The sequence below is a fragment of the Vibrio sp. J2-3(2022) genome (assembly GCF_021725735.1).
Taxonomy (GTDB): Bacteria; Pseudomonadota; Gammaproteobacteria; order Enterobacterales; family Vibrionaceae; genus Vibrio; species Vibrio diabolicus.
This window is the reverse complement of sequence record NZ_JAKKCK010000004.1, coordinates 68,266-85,936: the sequence shown is the minus strand read 5'-3', so window position 1 is coordinate 85,936 and position 17,671 is coordinate 68,266. Positions and strand designations below refer to the sequence as shown.

Sequence of the window (17,671 nt, the reverse complement as noted above, 5' to 3'; positions counted from 1 at the left end):
AGTCATTATGATCGGTATAGTGATGTTTTTTGTCGCGCTCTTTGCGCTTTTGTTGGGATTCCCCGTTGCCTTTACTTTTGGCGGTATTGCACTGATTTTTGGTGTTTGGGCTGAAGGCATCGAGATGTTTGCTTTCATGCCATATCGTATCCAATCCATTATGGAAAATACGGTGCTAATGGCCGTACCATTGTTTGTCTTCATGGGACTAGTACTTCAGAAGACGAAGCTTGCAGAGCAACTGCTTGAGTCGATGGGACGTCTGTTTGGCGGCGTCCGTGGTGGTATTGCTATTTCGACAGTCTTAGTTGGCGCATTACTTGCCGCGTCAACGGGCGTAGTCGGCGCATCGGTTGTTGCTATGGGGTTGATCTCATTGCCTGTGATGCTTAAATACAATTACGACAAAGGCTTGGCGTGCGGGACTATTTGTGCGTCTGGTACCTTGGGACAAATTATCCCGCCTTCTATCGTGTTGATCTTGTTAGGGGATGTACTCGGCGTTCCGGTCGGGGACTTATTCCAAGCTGCAATCTGGCCCGGTATCACGCTCGTCGGCACCTATGTTATCTACATTCTTATTTACGCGAAGTTGAATCCTCAAGCCGCACAGGCGATAGAGCGCGATGAGTCGATCAGTCGAAAGCAAGAAGTGTTCACCGCGCTGAAAGCCGTTTTACCGCCACTAGCACTGATCATTGTGGTATTGGGCTCAATCTTTGCTGGGATTGCAACGCCAACAGAGTCAGCGGCTCTGGGCGGCGCTGGTGCGATAGTTCTGTCGTTACTGTATAAGCAGTTTAGTTGGTCGATGATTTATGATGCATCGAAAGAAACCGTTAAAGTAACCGCAATGGTCTTTGCTATTTTGCTAGGGGCAACCGCCTTCTCAATGGCATTTACCTACACTGGCGGTGATTATCTAGTCGAAGAGTGGATGCTAGAACTGCCTGGAGAAAAGTGGGGCTTTCTCATCATAACCATGGTGGTGATTCTGATTTTAGGCTTCTTTATCGACTTCGTTGAAATCTGTTTTATCATCGTGCCAATTATTGCGCCGGTCGCTGAGTTGATGGGTATCAACATGACGTGGTTTGCGATTCTTATCGCAATGAACTTACAGACATCATTCCTAACACCGCCATTTGGTTTTAGTTTGTTCTATCTAAAAGGCGTCGCACCAGCAGGTGTCACTACGCGAGATATTTACAAAGGTGTGATGCCGTTTATCGCGATTCAAATTGTCGTGTTAGCTTCTTTGCTGTTTTTCCCAGGCTTTTATGGCATGAGTTGATCACTCGATAATAAAAGAGATTTTGTGAAGTGAGAGTTTTTACCTTTTGAGACAAGTTGTTAAGCTGCTATTTATGTCTAGGCGGACGAAGTCGAGTTATTTGTGCTGCTAAGATAGTGAGCTGTAAAGCAGCGTTTCATGGAGGAAAGGGATGCCTCTCAAAGCAAAGTTAATTCTGCTGACATTGATACCCGTGGTATTGGTGTCAGCGAGTATCAGTTGGATTTCTATCTATCAAACCAAGACTCTTGGCAAAAGGGAGGTAGAGATCTTTCATCAAAACCTGATCCAATCAAAAGAGGCGGCGTTGAAAGATACGGTCGACGTCGCCTTTGACTCCATTTCTTATATCTACAACGATCCAACCTTAGAAGAGAGCGTTGCTAAAACACGCGTGAAAGCGATTTTAAACCGTTTAAGCTACGGAGCAGACGGCTACTTTTTCGCTTACGATAAATACGGTACCAACCTTGTACATCCTGTTCTTCCAGAGCTAGTCGGGGAGAACTTACTCTATCTTGAAGACGAGAATGGCGATCGTCTAATTGAAGCTTTGTTGTATCAAGCTCAATCAGGTGGTGGGTTTCATCAATACCTGTGGCAAAAGCCATCTACGGGTGAGGTCGTCCCAAAGCTTAGCTACGCCGCATGGCTCGATAAGTGGGAATGGATGATAGGGACAGGGCTCTATATTGAGGACGTAAGCCAAGAAGTTGCCAATATGCGTGCTGCGGTGAACAAAAATATCGAAACGACTTTTTTCTCGGTCGTCGTGATCTTAGCGGTGACCGTTGCTGTAATTATCGTTCTCACTTTAGCGATCAATCTGCATGAACACCGTCTTGCCGATAAAAACCTTAAAGAGTTGGCACATAAAACCGTCATGTTTCAAGAGGATGAGAAAAAGCATCTAGCGAGAGAGTTGCATGATGGAATCAACCAGCTGTTAGTTTCTAGTAAATGTCATTTGGATTTAATGAGTCATAGACTGGAAGACGAAAAACTCAAATCCCACTTAGATAAATCGCAACGCTCATTGGTCACCGCGATAAATGAAGTAAGGCATATTTCTCATCAACTTCGCCCTAGCGCCCTTGATGATATCGGCTTAGAGGCGGCACTGACCACTTTACTGCAAGACTTTCACTCTCACTCTGGGATTGATATCGAGAGTAATTTTGATACTCAGCAGTACAAACTGACGTCGGAGGTCGCGACGACCTTGTATCGTGTTGCTCAAGAGTCTTTGAACAACATCGAAAAACACGCAAGAGCGAAAAAAGTGACGGTTACTTTGCAAAAAATGGGCAATATGCTGCAATTACTCATACGTGACGACGGTGTTGGCTTTGTGGTTAACCAAGCAGTGCACCAACAAGGGATTGGGTTAAGGAACATGCAAGAGCGTGTAGAGTTCATTGGTGGTGAGTTTGAACTGATGAGTGAGCTTGGTTTAGGAACAGAGATTACCGTGCTGCTTAATTTGGATGAATTAGTTTATGGATAAACCGATTAGTGTGGTGATTGTTGATGATCATCAAGTGGTCTTAGATGGCTTCATGGCTCGCTTGGAGTTAGAGCCTGACATTGAAGTGGTCGGTACGGCAAGCAATGGGCTGGAAGCGATTGAAGTCGCAAAGCACCTTCAGCCTGATGTTATCTTGATGGACATTAGCATGCCGATAATGAACGGTATTGAAGCGACTGGGGTAATTAAAGAAGAGCGACCAGAAAGCAAAATACTTATGCTGACCATGCACGATAACCGTGAGTACATCATGAAGGTCATGCAAGCTGGCGCAGTAGGGTACATGCTCAAGGAAATCTCGGCCGAGAAAATGGTGCAAGCAATAAAAACGGTGAATCAAGGTTCAACGTATTTCTGCGAGTCTGTCACACAAACGCTTTTTACCCAAGAGGTGGTGCCAGTCACTCAAAAAACGAATCCACTTAGCCGCAGGGAAGAAGCGGTGCTTAAATTAGTCGCTCAAGGAAACAGCAGTAAGAAAATCGCCACACTACTTAACATTAGCTACCGAACGGTAGAGACGCATCGCCACAACATTAAGCACAAGTTGGATTTACATTCGACGGCGGAGCTAGCGAAATATGCGTTTGAAACAGGGTTAACGGAGTAGGAGAGTAGTGCCCGCAAAAAGCGAGCACGTGAGAGCGAAATTAATCGACTTTTGTAATGCTGCCAAGCTCGAGCATTGGAGCGACATCGATATCCTCTGCATTCATCATTGTTGAGATGCGTTGAACGGAAGATAGCAGCAGAGACTGCTCCCATTCTTCCAATTTTTGGAATCGATTAATGAAGTGTTCCTGCAATGGCGTTGGTGCTTGCTTTAGGGCTTCTTGGCCTTTGCTCGTAAGTACAGCATGCACTTTACGCTTGTCTTGAACACTGCGTTGACGCTCAACAAACTGGCCTCGTTCTAGTCTATCTAGAATGGTCGTTGCGGTCGCTTGGCTCATGTTAGTGTGGCTAGACAACTGTTTAATCGTTACGTTATCTAACTCATTGATAGCACGCATCAAAATCAACTGTGGAGCGGTCAATCCAGACTCTTTGCTCAGCTTTTTAGAATGTAAATCAATAGCGCGGATGATCTGACGAATCGAGACCAATACTTCTTCGTACTTTTCCAATTTATTCATCCAGTCTGTAGGGAACATTTATCGAGGCGACACTAACTTAAATGCGCCCTTATTTAAAGGGGTGGAATCAAAAATTACCACTACAATTTTAAGTAGTGTCTCCAATTTCATTTTGTCGCGTCGTGTAGACAAAATAAGAAGACCTAAAATTATTATAGCAATAAATGTTTGTGGTCTAACTATTGCGGTAGTGGTTTATCCTTTTAAAGGCGGAAATTGCTGAGTGAAAAGTAAGTTATTGGATTTTTTCATAGCAAAAAGATAGACAAAAACGTGTCAAATGATAGGATCTTGCGCCTTCACGGAATGTAAAACGTATCGTGTTCGAAAGATTTTTTTGTTTGGTACGTAAAAACAGTACAAAAATAGAGAGGAACGATGACAAAGGGTATAGATAAGTACAGTATCGATAGTACCGACTATACGGTAGGTCAAGACAACGTTCAAAAATGGGGTTTTGATGTTCATAACCCAGTTTTTGGTATTAGTGCAGGTTTAATTGCGCTCTTTCTTGTCGCTGCATTAGTTCTAGATGCACATACCGCAAAGACGGCACTTGATGGGCTGAAATGGAAGATCATTGGTTCATTCGATTGGTTGTTCATTATTGCAGGTAATATTTTCGTTATTTTCTGTTTGGCACTTATCGTTTCGCCAATGGGTAAAATCCGCTTAGGTGGTAAAGACGCTGTTGCCGATTACTCGTTCATGTCATGGCTTGCAATGCTATTTGCGGCTGGTATGGGTATCGGTTTAATGTTCTGGAGTGTCGCAGAACCTGTCGCTTACTTCACTGGTTGGTATGAAACGCCACTCGGTGTTGAAGCAAATACACCAGAAGCAGCGAGATTGGCACTGGGTGCGACGATGTTCCACTGGGGTCTTCACCCATGGGCAATTTACGGTGTTGTAGCACTTTCTTTAGCATTCTTTGCCTACAACAAAGGATTACCGCTGTCTATGCGCTCGATCTTCTACCCGCTTCTGGGTGATCGCGCGTGGGGTTGGGCTGGTCATATCGTGGATATCTTGGCCGTTCTTGCGACCTTGTTTGGTCTTGCAACGTCACTGGGCTTAGGTGCACAACAAGCGGCAAGTGGTATTCATCACGTATTTGGTGTTGAGCCAGGCCTGGGCCTACAAATCGTCGTCATTACCGTTGTAACTTTGCTTGCTGTTGTTTCAGTCGTACGTGGTATTGATGGTGGCGTTAAAGTCATTAGTAACATCAACATGGTTGTGGCGTTCTTGCTACTGATTCTTGTTGGTCTTATCGGTTGGGCGGCGAGTTTAGGCTCGATTCCAACCACACTTATGGCATACGTAGAGAATATTATTCCGCTAAGTAACCCGTTTGGTCGTACAGATGAGGCATGGTTCCAAGGCTGGACAGTATTCTACTGGGCTTGGTGGATTTCATGGTCACCATTCGTAGGTATGTTCATTGCGCGTGTTTCTCGCGGTCGTACCGTTCGTGAATTCATAACAGCCGTTCTACTGGTTCCAACCGCTGTTACTGTTATTTGGATGTCAGTATTTGGTGGTCTAGCGATCGAGCAAGTTGTTGATAAAGTAGGTGAGTTGGGCACGAATGGTTTGACTGACGTTTCACTTGCTATGTTCCAAATGTTCGATGTTCTTCCATTTGGTAGCATGCTTTCAATCATTGCTGTTGTGTTGGTACTTGTGTTCTTCATCACGTCTTCTGACTCTGGTTCACTTGTTATCGACAGCATCACAGCGGGCGGTAAAGTCGACGCTCCTGTACTTCAACGTGTTTTCTGGGCATTTATGGAAGGTGCAATTGCGGTTGCTCTACTGTGGATTGGTGGCTCAGAAGCAGTTCAAGCGCTTCAGGCAGGTGCAATTTCTACAGCACTACCGTTTACCTTCATTCTGCTTGCAATGTGTGTGAGCTTATTGATGGGTATGAGAACAGAACGTCAATAACTCAGGCATTTTATAAATCTGTCTGAGTAACAAGTAATCAAAAGGCCAGCATTTTGCTGGCTTTTTTTGTGCGGTTTTTATGACGGTTAGACAAAAAAATGACACATGAAAGTTCATATTTTACAAAGAGTTAATGTGCTATTTTGTTTTTTAAAAATTAGTGAATAGTCGTGAAAAAGTGTGTAATATTCACACACCTTAACTGTTCTCCCAACTCAAAAACTATAAATATGAAATTATCATTAAAACAAAAGCTTATTGGCGCAAGCCTTTCTGCTGTTGTTGTGATGGCAACAGCACTTACTTGGTTGTCGGCTGGTCAATTATTTGATCAGACTCGTTCAGGTGTCTATTCACGTGCGCAAAGTCTAAGTACTACTGCGTCAGAAGGAATTTCTGATTGGGTCAATATCCGTAAAGATATTGCTACCGCATTCAACGACTACTCGACAGAGCAAGACGTTGTCCCTTTCCTACAACAAGCTCGCAAGGCTGGTGGCTTTGATGACATCTTCCTTGGTACACCAAACGGTGATATGTATCGCTCTCACCCTGAGCGTAACCGTGCTGATTACGACCCTCGTACTCGTCCTTGGTACAAAGATGCTAACGCCGCAGGTAAGCAGATCATCACAGCTGCATATCAAGATGCAATCACTAACGCGCTGCTTGTAACCATTGCTGAGCCAGTAATGAAAAATGGTCAGTTTGTTGGTGTTGTTGGTGCAGATGTACTGATCGATCAGCTCATCAGCGACGTGATTAACCTAGATGCAGGTGAAAATGCGCATGCGATGTTAATCGATATGAACGAAGGTACGTTCCTAGCGCATCCAGATAAAAGCTTAACGCTTAAGCCTATCACCAGTGTTCTAAAAGACTTTTCAGAAGAGGCAATCGAGCGCGCTGCAGATGAAGGTCGTATCGAAGATACTGTAATCAAAGGCAAAGAGAAGCTTTACTACTTTAATAAAGTACCTGGCACGCATTGGATGTTCGCGATTGAAATGGATCGCGCAACGGAAGAAGCAGGGCATGCGGTATTGCTACGTGACCTATTGATCACTGCAGTGATGATCACCATTGTGGTTATTCTTGCGGTATCTTGGTTGGTTGGTTTCTTGTTCCGTGACTTGAGCCGCGTATCAAATGCACTTGAGGAAATTGCATCTGGTGAAGGTGACTTAACGCAACGACTAGAACCACGCAGTGATGATGAAGTCGGTAAATTGGCTGAAAACTTCAACCGCTTTGTTGGTAACATGCACACGATGGTGACCAAGCTTAGCCACGTATCATCTGCGCTTTCAGAGCAAGCACGCACGACGGCACAGCAAGCTGAAGAGCGCAGTCAGCGTATCTCTTACCAGCAAGATGAGATCAACATGGTTGCGACGGCTGTGAACGAAATGGCAGCAGCGACACAAGAAATTGCAGGTAATGCAGATAGCACGGCAAGTAACTCAGAGGAAGCGGTTCAAGCTTGTTCACACGGTTCTAGCCAAGTGACTCAGACGCAAGGTTCTATCCAGAACTTAGCGCAAGAAGTTCAAGTTGCCACTGATGTGATTCAAGAGCTAGAAGCACACGGAAATAGCATCAATACGATTCTATCAACGATTCAAGGTATTGCTGAGCAAACTAACCTACTTGCACTTAACGCGGCAATTGAAGCGGCACGTGCAGGTGAACAAGGCCGTGGCTTTGCTGTGGTTGCGGATGAAGTTCGCGTATTGAGCCAACGCACTCATGCTTCAACGCAAGAGATTCAAGAAACTATCGAGATGCTACAGGGCACAACAGCGAAAGCGGTTGGCATCATGGGTGATAGCCGTCGTCTGGCTGACACCAGTGTTGATGATGCAAACGCGGCAGCAGCGAGCTTGACGCAAATCCATACTGCTGTTGAGCGCATCAGTGACATGGCAACGCAGATTGCATCGGCGGCAGAAGAGCAAGCATCGGTAACCACTGAGATCACTCGTAACACTGAAGGTATTCGTGACGTGTCTAACGAGTTGTCAGTCGAAGCTCATCAAGCAGCAGAACAAGCTGCTCACCTGTCTGAGCTATCACACGAACTTGAACAAGAGATTCAACGCTTTAAGCTGTAATCTTGTCTCAACCTAAGTAAAAAGGAGCCATCTGGCTCCTTTTTTGATCGCTATTAAGCGTGAAGTATATTACAGCCAGAACTCACTGATCGGTTGCTCTTCGCTATAATGATGGGCGATTTGCGCTTGTAGCAGTTCTGCCGTAGCAATTGCATCGGTTAATGCATGGTGAGGGGTATAGTCTGGCAGACCATAACGGCGTCGAGATTGCGCTAGCCGAACCGATTCTGGCTTTTTCCCTTTTAAACGCTCCCAGAGTGAGCCAGAGCGTTTCTGTTGAATGGTTTCTTCAAGATGCAGCGTATCTATCACTGGAAATTCAATTCCTTCCCCTAAACGGCTTTTGAGTGCTTTATCCAGAAATTCTCTCTCGATACGACGATAATGCACAACAATGATTTTTCCACTTAAGCATGGTAGTAGCTCGCTTAAGATGTCGCCCAAGTCAGGTGCATCGATCAATTCACTGTGAGTAATACCATGTATGATTACCGAGTCTTCATCGAGTGCTCGCTGCGGGCGAACTTTCCAATGACGTGAATTGCGCAAAAAAATCCGTTTCAAGTTAAACGGCACTAAACCAATGGTAATGATGTCATGTTTCTCGGGGTTCAACCCCGTCGTTTCGAAATCTAGTGCCACGAACTCGACCTCAGACAGGGGGGTCTCTGGTGCAGGTGGTTTATTGCTATAAAACGCAATTAAATTCTCATCTTTAGCCATCTCCAACTTGTGTTCAAATTTCGTTGGCCACTGAATGGTTGGCTTCTGAAAGAGCTTTTTGATCATGTTCAACCTCACTTAAAGCTCTTATTCGCTTGGTAGCGGAACTTAAGGAAGTTCTGACCATTGCTTAGGATTTGGAAAGCATCTTTTAGGTTGCGACGTTCAAATTCAGAGAGATTTTCTGGTTCGATATTGTTATCTGGGTCAATGCCTAATTCCACGTCCGTCGCTTGGTGACGAATACGCACCATGGAAATAAACTCTAGTGCGTCTTTTAAGTCTTGTGCGCGACCTTTTGGCAAAATGCCAGCATCAATGATGTCGTCGAGACGCTCAAACGAATTCTGTGCGCGTGAGCCAACCGCCAGAGAGTGAACGCGAATTAAGTCGACCAGAGGAGCCGTACCACGACGTTTGAGGTTGATGGAGTTGTTGTGTCTGCCATCTTTCTCCATCACAAAGTCTTTAAAGAAGCCAAGTGGCGGCGTTCGGTTAAGTGCGTTGCGAGCCAGACAGGCTAAGAAGCGATTGTTTTTACGCGCACGACGAACAATAAAGCTGGTTAATTGTTCTGCCCATTTTAAGCGACCGTAAACGCCATCCAAATCGAAAAAGATGGACGCGTTGAGTAGCGCTTTCGGGTTCGGGTTATCAATCCAGTCAGCGAAGCACTCTTCCCACTCTGAACGAGTCATGCGCCATAATGGGTTGGTTGCCATAATATCGCCCGTACAATACTTGTAGCCACAGGCATCTAATCCATCACTGACGTATTTCGCTAAAGCTTCGAAGTACTTACCATGTTTCTCTTCTTGGTAGGTCTCATCTAGAATGATGGCGTTATCTTGGTCAGTCACCAACAGTTGCTCATCACGTCCCATTGAGCCAAGTGCAAGGAAACAATAAGGAATTGGTGGTGGGCCAAGCTCTTCTTCAGCCATTTCTAACAGACGCTGTTTGAAGCTTCGACCAATCACGGACATCGCACTGCCCACCATGTGTGAGTTGGCATCTTCGTTGACCAGGCGTACAAAGCTGCTTTTTACTTCTTCAGCAACAACTGCCAAATCTTCGATGGTCTGTTGTTGGAAAATGCTGCTCACCAATAAGAGCGAGTTTTGTGATTCATAACGAACAATGTCGGTTGTTTCGATAATACCAATAGGCAATTGGTTTTTAACCACAGGCAGATGGTGCACGTTGTAACGCAGCATGGTTAACATTGCTTCATAGATGTAGGCATTGTGATCAAGAGACATGACTTCAGTGGTCATCACACTTGATACATCGTCCTGTGGAGACAAGCCTTCGGCCAACACACGGGTACACAAGTCACGGTCAGTAATAATACCAAGTACCGGAGATTGTGGGTCATCTTCGTCACGAACGAAATCTGGATCGACGATAAGTAGAGCAGATACGTTGTCATTCGCCATCTGCTGCGCGGCTTGCTGGATTGTCTGTCCTCGATCAATCGTATGAGCATCGCCAGTCAGCAAGGTTTTCACTTTCGATGTCGTCAGGTCATTGGCATCTTTGTTTTCTGAAATGGCTTGGCGTAAACGAGCACTATTTTCCACTTCGACAAAGTCTGCAAAGGAATCAAAGTTGTCGTATATTTCTTGGAAAACGTCACCAGGAATACAGTAGAGCAGAGTATCTTCAATGGCTTTTACCGGGAAGCGTACTTTGTTGTTGGTTAGCATTCCCATCTGGCCAAATAGGTCACCTTCATCAAGACGGTTATAAAGCTCTCCTTTGCGTCGATAAACTTCTACGACCCCGCTTCGCACCACGTAGAGATCTTGGATATAGTCTCCAAAATGGATGATTGGGGTATCTTCTCGGTAGTACGAGATCTCGACACTCTCTGTCACCTTGTTTAGTGTTTCTTCAGGAAGTTCATTGAACGGGGGGTACTTGGCGAGAAAGTTATAAATCTCGAGAAGTTCTGCATCCATCGAAGGTGCCTTTTAGTTCGCAAATAATAAAGTAATCTTAACTTAGTTTTAAAACAGAGTCTTATCTGAACCGTGATTTTCGTACTCAGTCATAAGATTCTGACATATCGCACGATAAGGAATCGGCATTTCTACTACTATATAGTCACTTAAAAGGTGAGCGGACGTGGTCGATATATTTTGGGCCAATGCTTGATTTAGAGGCATAGCAGATTTCAAATCGTTACCGCGTCTGTAAACTAAGTTATTTTTGTTGAACTAAGCCACTCAAGGTGATTTGGGGGCAGTGTTTAAATAATTCTCATGAAAGGAAGTCGAATGGTGAGAAGTTTATTGCTTGCGTCTTTAGCTGCTTTGCCAGCAGTAACTAGCGCGGCGGTCATGGACCAAGCAGAAAAATTTGGGTATGAACACATTCACTTGGATGTGGGTGCCGGAACCACAAATGAAGAGTGGTTAGATAATTCGAACGCGACCACAATTGGACTCGGTGGTAATTACTTATTTACTGAGAACTGGTTGTTTAATGTCGATTACTCGGCGCAGTTTTTCCATCCGGACGACTTTACTCTTCGCATTGACCGTTTGTTGTTTGGTGGTGGTTATCGTTATGGGATTACGGAGCAATTCGATATCTACGGTAAATATGGAATAGGTGCAATCAAAGCGAAAGCGACGGACGACAAAACGGATAATACGTTATCTTCAGATAGCGAATTGCTTCAAGCCGTCACCGTTGGGGTGAATTACTTATTCAGTGAAAAACTTATTGCGACGGCCGAGGTGGAAGTTAACCGCAGTGATATCGTCGATGAGAACAATTTTAAGATAGGTTTTAACTACCAATGGCATGATGTTATTGGTACTGGTCTTTTTTATCAGTTTAGAGATACCGATTACAGCGGTGAGAGCTCTGATTATGTCAATGAAGTGGGGCTGAGTTTGAAGTTTGTCTACTAGCGGACTGGTTCATTTATTGGCAATAAATAAAAACAAAAAGGTCAGCTTATGCTGACCTTTCCTTTTAATAAAGTATGCGACTATCGATTATAAAACCGCTGCAATGCCTTTACATAGAGGACCCATATTTGACTTCGTCATACCAGCAACACTGATTCGGCCTGAACCGACGATGTAAATACCGAACTCTTCTTTCAGACGGTTTACTTGCTCTTTAGATAGGCCAGAGAAAGAGAACATACCATTTTGACGTTCGATGAAGCTAAAGTCTGCGTCCACACCTTCTGATTTTAGTGTCGCTACAAATAGTTCACGCATCTCTTGGATACGGTCACGCATTTCTGCTACTTCAGCTTCCCATTCCGCACGCATTTCGGCATTGCCAAGAATGTGAGTCACGACCGCGCTGCCGTGCGCTGGTGGGTTAGAGTAGATAGAGCGAATAATGGCTTTAACCTGCGAGAATGCGGTTGTTGCGACTTCTTCTGATTCCGCTACTAACGTGAAGGCACCAACGCGTTCGTTGTATAGGCCAAAGTTTTTCGAGAAAGAGCTCGCGACTAGGATTTCTTTGTTGTACTTAGCAAAAGTACGAAGACCCGCCGCATCCTCTTCCACACCTTTAGCAAAGCCTTGGTATGCGAAGTCAAATAGAGGAAGCAATTTCTTCTCTGCGACTAGTTTCGCCAATGTTTCCCATTCTTCAGCAGTTGGGTCGATACCTGTAGGGTTGTGGCAGCAGCCGTGTAGAAGCACGATGTCACCTTCAGATGCAGATTGCAGATCGTTTAGCATTGCATCGAAGTCTTTGTCTTTTGTTTCAGCGTTGTAGTAGCTGTATTGTGCCGTTTCGATACCAGCAGCAGTAAATACGCCGTTGTGGTTTGCCCAAGTAGGGTTGCTGATCCAGATTTTTACATCGCCAAGTTGGCGTTTAATGAACTCCCCAGCAACACGTAATGCACCGGTACCACCTGGAGCTTGAGCTGTTTTAGCGCGTTTTTCGTTTACAATTTCCGCATCAGAGCCGAAAAGCAGTTTTTGTACTGCAATGCCGTACTCTGCTGTGCCTTCGATAGTTAGGTAAGACTTGGTTTTTTCAGTTTCAACAAGCGCTGCTTCAGCTTTCTTTACTGTTGCAAGAACGGGAGTTTCGCCTTGCTCGTTTTTGTAAATACCTACGCCAAGGTTAATTTTGTCTGCGCGAGTATCTTTTTTAAACTCTTCAGTAAGGCCAAGAATAGGGTCAGCCGGAGCGGCAACTACTTTTTCAAACATAATCTTCATCCATGTTAATCGAAGGGGTGTGCTAACATTTATACCTTTCAGCAATATTGGTTACAACCGTTACTGAAAAGAAAACCTAAAAAAGTTGCGATTTGAAACAGAATTCTAACATAACTAAAGTTTTTGCCATGAAAACGTTTGGTAGGCACAGAGTTTGAAGGGGATTTATACCATGATTGATGAAGTTTTGTTCACGTACCAATCGTTTGACTTCAGTGCTTTGCATTAGTGATTTACGTGGAGTGGCGGTTACTAGTTGAGACAAAAACGCCCCACTAAAGGTGGAGCGTTTGCTTGTAAGAAGTATAGATGTCGGCTGATGTTATTTCTTCAGATCGATTTCAGACTCAACCGCATTGGTTTCGATGTCTGGGTTAGAAGAAAGCTTCTCAGTCGCCCAGTCGTTCATATGCTTTAAGATTGCTTTTAACGCGTGCTTCTCTGTTGGGACTTCCGCTTTTTCGACTTCAAGCTTTTGTTTCGGGTGTGTGCCCGTCGCATCTTCCGCTACGTGTAGCCAATCTGGGTGCCAATAATAAGGTTGGCCGGAAGGTGAACTCCAAGAATGTACGCCGTTGGATTCACCTTTGTATTTAATGTCTTCTTCGTTGTATTTCGCCATTATTGTTTTCTCTCATAATCCATGAGTTGAGGTGTGCATCACCATTACTATCTAAATGTAACAGATGTAATGAAAATTAATGTGATAACTATCGACTTATTTTGTCATTCGATAGCTACAGACGATGCGTACTTCTCATTCAGAAGAATTTACTATTTGGCAGGTTTTGGCTTTATATGCGTTTAAAGCATACGACGATGGATTCGCCTACCTAACGCTATTCTTGAACGGTGATAGAGCCTAAACTACTCGTCATTCAAGTGTTTGAGAATCGCCGCTTTTGCATGCTCTTCTGTTGCGGCCTCTCCGTCAGGGACTTCAAGGTCAGCCTTTTTGTGTTCACCCAAAGTATCTTCAGCGATATGCAACCAATCAGGATGCCAGTAATAAGGGGTTGTGCCGCCAGGATGGTCCCAGCTATGTACACCTTTATGTTTCCCGCGATAAGAGAGATCGTCCATTGTAAATACTTTCATCGCTTCCTCCCGGCTTAAAAGATAGATGTCTAAGTGGATTTAACACTCTCAGTCCCGTGAAATGCCTTGCTTTTCAGACAAGGCAAAGATTTAAGACCACTCGGACGTATCAGTAAAAGTATGGAACATAAATTCTCACTTCGTCGTCGAAATTGCTATTAACAAGCTTGATAAATTACGTTGCTAAATTGACTACTGCCATATCAGAATGCTGGCGCGAAGTATGCTATGGTGCAGCTGCAAGTGAAATGAGGGATACATGAATCGATACCGTCAATTGGCCGAATTGTTTAAGGCACAAATTCAGCAAGATACTTGGAGAGCAGGGGAGAAGCTGCCTTCAATACGCGTCACCAGCCGCAATCATTCCGTAAGTGCAGGTACGGTATTACAAGCCTATCAATTGCTAGAGGCGCAAGGTTGGGTGATAGCAAAGCCTCAATCTGGTTACTATGTGACTGCCGATCTTGAACGTCTCACCAATACGAATGGAATTAAAAGCAATAATACGCCATGCACTAAGTTGAATGATGAGTTGTATTCGTTTTTGAAGCACCAAGCAACATCGGATGTTGTTCATTTAGGCTCGGCGTTTCCGGATCCGTGTTTGTTTCCTTTGGAGTCGCTTAACCGTAATTTGGCCAGCTCGGGACGAAAAATGGGGCCGGATAAGTTGCTAGACAACCTACCTCCTGGTGCCGAGTCGTTAAGGCGACTCGTCGCTCAGAGGTATATTCATCATGGGATATCACTAACCCATGATGATGTGGTTATTACTTCCGGTGCGCTAGAAGCATTGAACTTGAGTTTGCAAGCGGTCACCCGACCAGGTGATACCGTCGTTGTCGAATCCCCAACGTTTTATGGCGCACTTCAAGCGGTAGAACGGTTAGGTCTCAAGGCTATTGAAATCAGTGTCGATGATGAGAGTGGGCATTCGCTTGAACAAATCGAAGCAGCTTTTGCCAATGAAGATGTTCGGGCTTGTTGGTTAATGACGAACTTTCATAATCCAACCGGGGCTTCTTTGTCTGATGAACACAAACGATACATTGTTGAGTTAGCCAATCGATATGATGTGTATCTCATCGAAGACGATGTGTACTCTGAGCTGTATTTTTCTGACAAAAGGCCGAACTCATTAAAGAGCTTTGATGAGCAAGAGCGTGTCCTTCATTGTGGTTCTTTTTCTAAGAGTTTATGCCCTGGATATCGCTTGGGTTGGGTGGTGAATAAGCGTTTTAACGAGACTATTCAAAAGCTCCAGTTAATATCGACATTGTCTGGGAGTGCCCCTATTCAGCAGGGGGTTGCACATTACTTACAAAACTACAGTTACGACAACCACCTGAGAAAGCTGCGTAAGACACTGCAACACCGTCAAGCTGACTTCGTGGATTTACTCGCAAAGCACATACCTAAAGAGGTTACCTATCAACGTCCTGATGGTGGTTACTTTCTTTGGCTGAAATTGCCAGATGTAATATCAAGTAAAGCGGTATATCAAGCACTATTGTCTGAGCAGGTTACTGTCGCTTATGGCAAACTCTTTTCGATAAGTGATCAATACGAAAACTATTTAAGACTGAATACATCGCTTCCTTTAGAAACGAGTTTAGAACTTGCTATCAAAAGGTTAGGTGATTTGCTTCGCGAATTACTCAGAATTGAAACTCATTAAACTGCTTAGTGTTTTTTTGCTCCAACTGTATCAGCGCCATTTTTGCAAATTGTGCTTCAATCATTATTCAGGTCGAAAGACCTTGGATTATTAAGCAGGATTTAAGATGAAAAAGCAGTTGGTTAAGCATGAGTTAAGGTTAATCGCCGTTGCTATTTTTAGTGCGTTTTTACTGATATTTGCGCATCTCATTTTGGCGAAATCTTTCTCTCATATGGCATGGACAGAGTACACCGCGGCCGTGATCCCTTTCGTAATGTTTGGCTTATGTATTGTGGGCGTAAAGTAAGCTGAAAAAGCGGACAGAGATAAGGAAGAAGACTAACTCAAGCTTGAGTTGCTTGGCAGATAGTATTGACGGTTGAGCACAAAATAAAAGACCTCCACTAGGGAGGTCTTTTCTAATTCTGTCTCATCACTAAAAAGTGATTAGAAGTTCGCAGAGCGAGGCGTACGTGGGAATGGGATCACGTCACGAACGTTGCCCATGCCTGTTACGTAAGATACTAGACGCTCAAAGCCTAGACCAAAGCCTGCGTGTGGCACTGTGCCGTAACGACGCAAGTCGCGGTACCAGCTCATGTGCTCAGGGTCGATACCCATTTCGCGCATACGTGCATCCAGTACGTCTAGACGCTCTTCACGCTGAGAACCACCGATGATTTCACCGATGCCAGGTGCTAGAACGTCCATTGCCGCTACCGTCTTACCATCATCGTTCATACGCATGTAGAATGCTTTGATGTCTTTCGGGTAGTTCTTAACGATTACCGGCGCTTTGAAGTGCTCTTCCGCTAGGAAACGCTCGTGCTCAGATGACATATCGATACCCCACTCAACTGGGAATTCGAACTCACGGCCAGAATCTAGCAGGATTTGGATCGCGTCAGTGTAGTCAACTTGTGCGAAGTCAGAAGAAACAAAGTTCTCTAGACGGCTAACGGCTTCTTTGTCGATGCGCTGAGCAAAGAACTCAAGGTCATCGCGACGCTCTTCAAGTACTGCTTTGAATACGTACTTAAGCATGTCTTCAGCCAGTTTCGCAACGTCGTCCAGTTCTGCAAACGCAACTTCAGGCTCAACCATCCAGAACTCTGCTAGGTGGCGGCTTGTGTTTGAGTTTTCAGCACGGAAAGTAGGGCCGAAAGTGTAAACCTTACTTAGTGCACAAGCGTAAGCTTCCGCGTTTAGCTGACCAGATACCGTAAGGAAAGTTTCTTTACCGAAGAAGTCTTCGTTGTAATCTACTTTGCCAGCGTCTGTACGAGGCAGGTTTTCCATGTCTAGCGTAGAAACGCGGAACATTTCACCAGCGCCTTCAGCATCTGAGGCAGTGATCAAAGGCGCAGATACCCAGAAGTAACCTTGCTCGTGGTAGAAGCGGTGGATCGCTTGAGATAGGCAGTTACGTACACGAGCTACCGCACCGATTACGTTTGTGCGCGGACGTAGGTGCGCAACTTCACGTAGGTACTCGATAGAGTGACGAGTTTTTGCCATCGGGTAAGTTTCAGCGTCTTCAACCCAGCCAACCACTTTAACGCCAGTGGCAGCAAGTTCGAAGTCTTGGCCCTTTGCAGGAGATTCAACAATCTTACCAGTTACTTCAACAGAGCAGCCAGTCGTTAGCTTTAGTACTTCGTCTTCGTAATTATTAAGATTATTTGGGACCACGGCCTGAATCGGGTCGAAACAAGAGCCGTCATATATGGCAAGGAAAGAGATTCCAGCTTTGGAATCACGACGTGAACGGATCCAGCCACGAACAGTCACTTCGCTGTCTACTGCTAGCTGACCTTTCAATACGTCTGATACAGGCGCGTAAGTCATGTTTTCAATATTCTCCATTGAGGTAAAAATTCAACCCAACACTTATTAAAGTACTTGTCTAATAACATTTTTGTTCAAAAAATAAGCTAAGTGCTGAGTTGGGTAG

Annotated in this window: 15 protein-coding genes; 8 read left to right on the top strand and 7 right to left on the bottom strand. The window is 44.7% G+C overall.

The annotated features are described in order from the left end of the window. Positions 1-7 precede the first annotated feature (7 nt). From L3V27_RS15530 to L3V27_RS15520, 3 genes are all read left to right on the top strand, one after another. On the top strand, positions 8-1,294 hold the full coding sequence (locus L3V27_RS15530; RefSeq protein ID WP_237312255.1) for a TRAP transporter large permease subunit: 1,287 nt from the start codon (positions 8-10) through the stop codon (positions 1,292-1,294). 151 nt (positions 1,295-1,445) lie between these two features. Then, positions 1,446-2,801 (top strand): cache domain-containing protein, encoded by a 1,356-nt coding sequence (locus L3V27_RS15525; protein WP_005394729.1) that lies wholly within the window; start codon positions 1,446-1,448, stop codon positions 2,799-2,801. Next, entirely contained in the window at positions 2,794-3,432 is a 639-nt protein-coding gene (locus tag L3V27_RS15520; protein WP_161442258.1) for a response regulator transcription factor, read from the top strand. Before L3V27_RS15525 ends, L3V27_RS15520 begins: the two co-directional genes overlap by 8 nt. 40 nt (positions 3,433-3,472) lie before the next feature. Here L3V27_RS15520 and L3V27_RS15515 read toward each other — a convergent pair whose 3' ends face one another. Further along, a complete protein-coding gene (locus L3V27_RS15515) occupies positions 3,473-3,949 on the bottom strand; it encodes a MarR family transcriptional regulator (RefSeq protein WP_031780419.1) in 477 nt (158 codons plus the stop codon). A gap of 387 nt (positions 3,950-4,336) precedes the next feature. Here L3V27_RS15515 and L3V27_RS15510 point away from each other — a divergent pair, with 387 nt between their 5' ends. Both L3V27_RS15510 and L3V27_RS15505 read left to right on the top strand, forming a co-directional pair. Further along, positions 4,337-5,908, top strand: coding sequence for a BCCT family transporter (locus L3V27_RS15510; protein ID WP_176319976.1), 1,572 nt, complete (start codon positions 4,337-4,339; stop codon positions 5,906-5,908). Between the two features lie 230 nt (positions 5,909-6,138). Continuing rightward, positions 6,139-8,022, top strand: coding sequence for a methyl-accepting chemotaxis protein (locus L3V27_RS15505; protein WP_012841645.1), 1,884 nt, complete (start codon positions 6,139-6,141; stop codon positions 8,020-8,022). Positions 8,023-8,091: 69 nt separating this feature from the next. On the opposite strand, the gene L3V27_RS15500 is transcribed toward L3V27_RS15505, so the two are convergent. Continuing rightward, positions 8,092-8,811: a 3'-5' exonuclease gene (locus L3V27_RS15500; protein WP_237312254.1), complete on the bottom strand. Its 720-nt coding sequence runs from the start codon at positions 8,809-8,811 to the stop codon at positions 8,092-8,094. A gap of 8 nt (positions 8,812-8,819) precedes the next feature. Beyond that, on the bottom strand, positions 8,820-10,709 hold the full coding sequence (locus L3V27_RS15495; protein ID WP_005396868.1) for a DUF294 nucleotidyltransferase-like domain-containing protein: 1,890 nt from the start codon (positions 10,707-10,709) through the stop codon (positions 8,820-8,822). Positions 10,710-11,027: 318 nt separating this feature from the next. Between L3V27_RS15495 and L3V27_RS15490 the strand changes: the two genes are divergently transcribed. Further along, positions 11,028-11,669, top strand: a complete 642-nt coding sequence (locus tag L3V27_RS15490) for an outer membrane beta-barrel protein (RefSeq protein WP_237312253.1) — start codon at positions 11,028-11,030, stop codon at positions 11,667-11,669. 87 nt (positions 11,670-11,756) lie between these two features. On the opposite strand, the gene L3V27_RS15485 is transcribed toward L3V27_RS15490, so the two are convergent. The 3 genes from L3V27_RS15485 to L3V27_RS15475 form a co-directional block, all read right to left on the bottom strand. Next, a complete protein-coding gene (locus L3V27_RS15485; RefSeq protein ID WP_012841647.1) occupies positions 11,757-12,947 on the bottom strand; it encodes an amino acid aminotransferase in 1,191 nt (396 codons plus the stop codon). Positions 12,948-13,278: 331 nt separating this feature from the next. Continuing rightward, positions 13,279-13,578: a hypothetical protein gene (locus L3V27_RS15480; RefSeq protein WP_005396873.1), complete on the bottom strand. Its 300-nt coding sequence runs from the start codon at positions 13,576-13,578 to the stop codon at positions 13,279-13,281. Positions 13,579-13,823: 245 nt separating this feature from the next. Next, positions 13,824-14,054, bottom strand: coding sequence for a hypothetical protein (locus L3V27_RS15475; protein ID WP_237312251.1), 231 nt, complete (start codon positions 14,052-14,054; stop codon positions 13,824-13,826). Positions 14,055-14,313: 259 nt separating this feature from the next. On the opposite strand from L3V27_RS15475, the gene L3V27_RS15470 reads away from it, so the two are divergent. Both L3V27_RS15470 and L3V27_RS15465 read left to right on the top strand, forming a co-directional pair. Then, positions 14,314-15,735, top strand: coding sequence for a PLP-dependent aminotransferase family protein (locus L3V27_RS15470; RefSeq protein WP_237312249.1), 1,422 nt, complete (start codon positions 14,314-14,316; stop codon positions 15,733-15,735). Positions 15,736-15,841: 106 nt separating this feature from the next. Next, positions 15,842-16,024 (top strand): hypothetical protein, encoded by a 183-nt coding sequence (locus L3V27_RS15465; RefSeq protein ID WP_237312248.1) that lies wholly within the window; start codon positions 15,842-15,844, stop codon positions 16,022-16,024. Between the two features lie 140 nt (positions 16,025-16,164). Here the strand turns inward: L3V27_RS15465 and asnS are convergent, their stop codons facing one another. After that, complete coding sequence (gene asnS, locus L3V27_RS15460) at positions 16,165-17,565, bottom strand: asparagine--tRNA ligase (RefSeq protein ID WP_046876186.1); 1,401 nt, start codon at positions 17,563-17,565, stop codon at positions 16,165-16,167. Between the last annotated feature and the right edge of the window lie 106 nt (positions 17,566-17,671).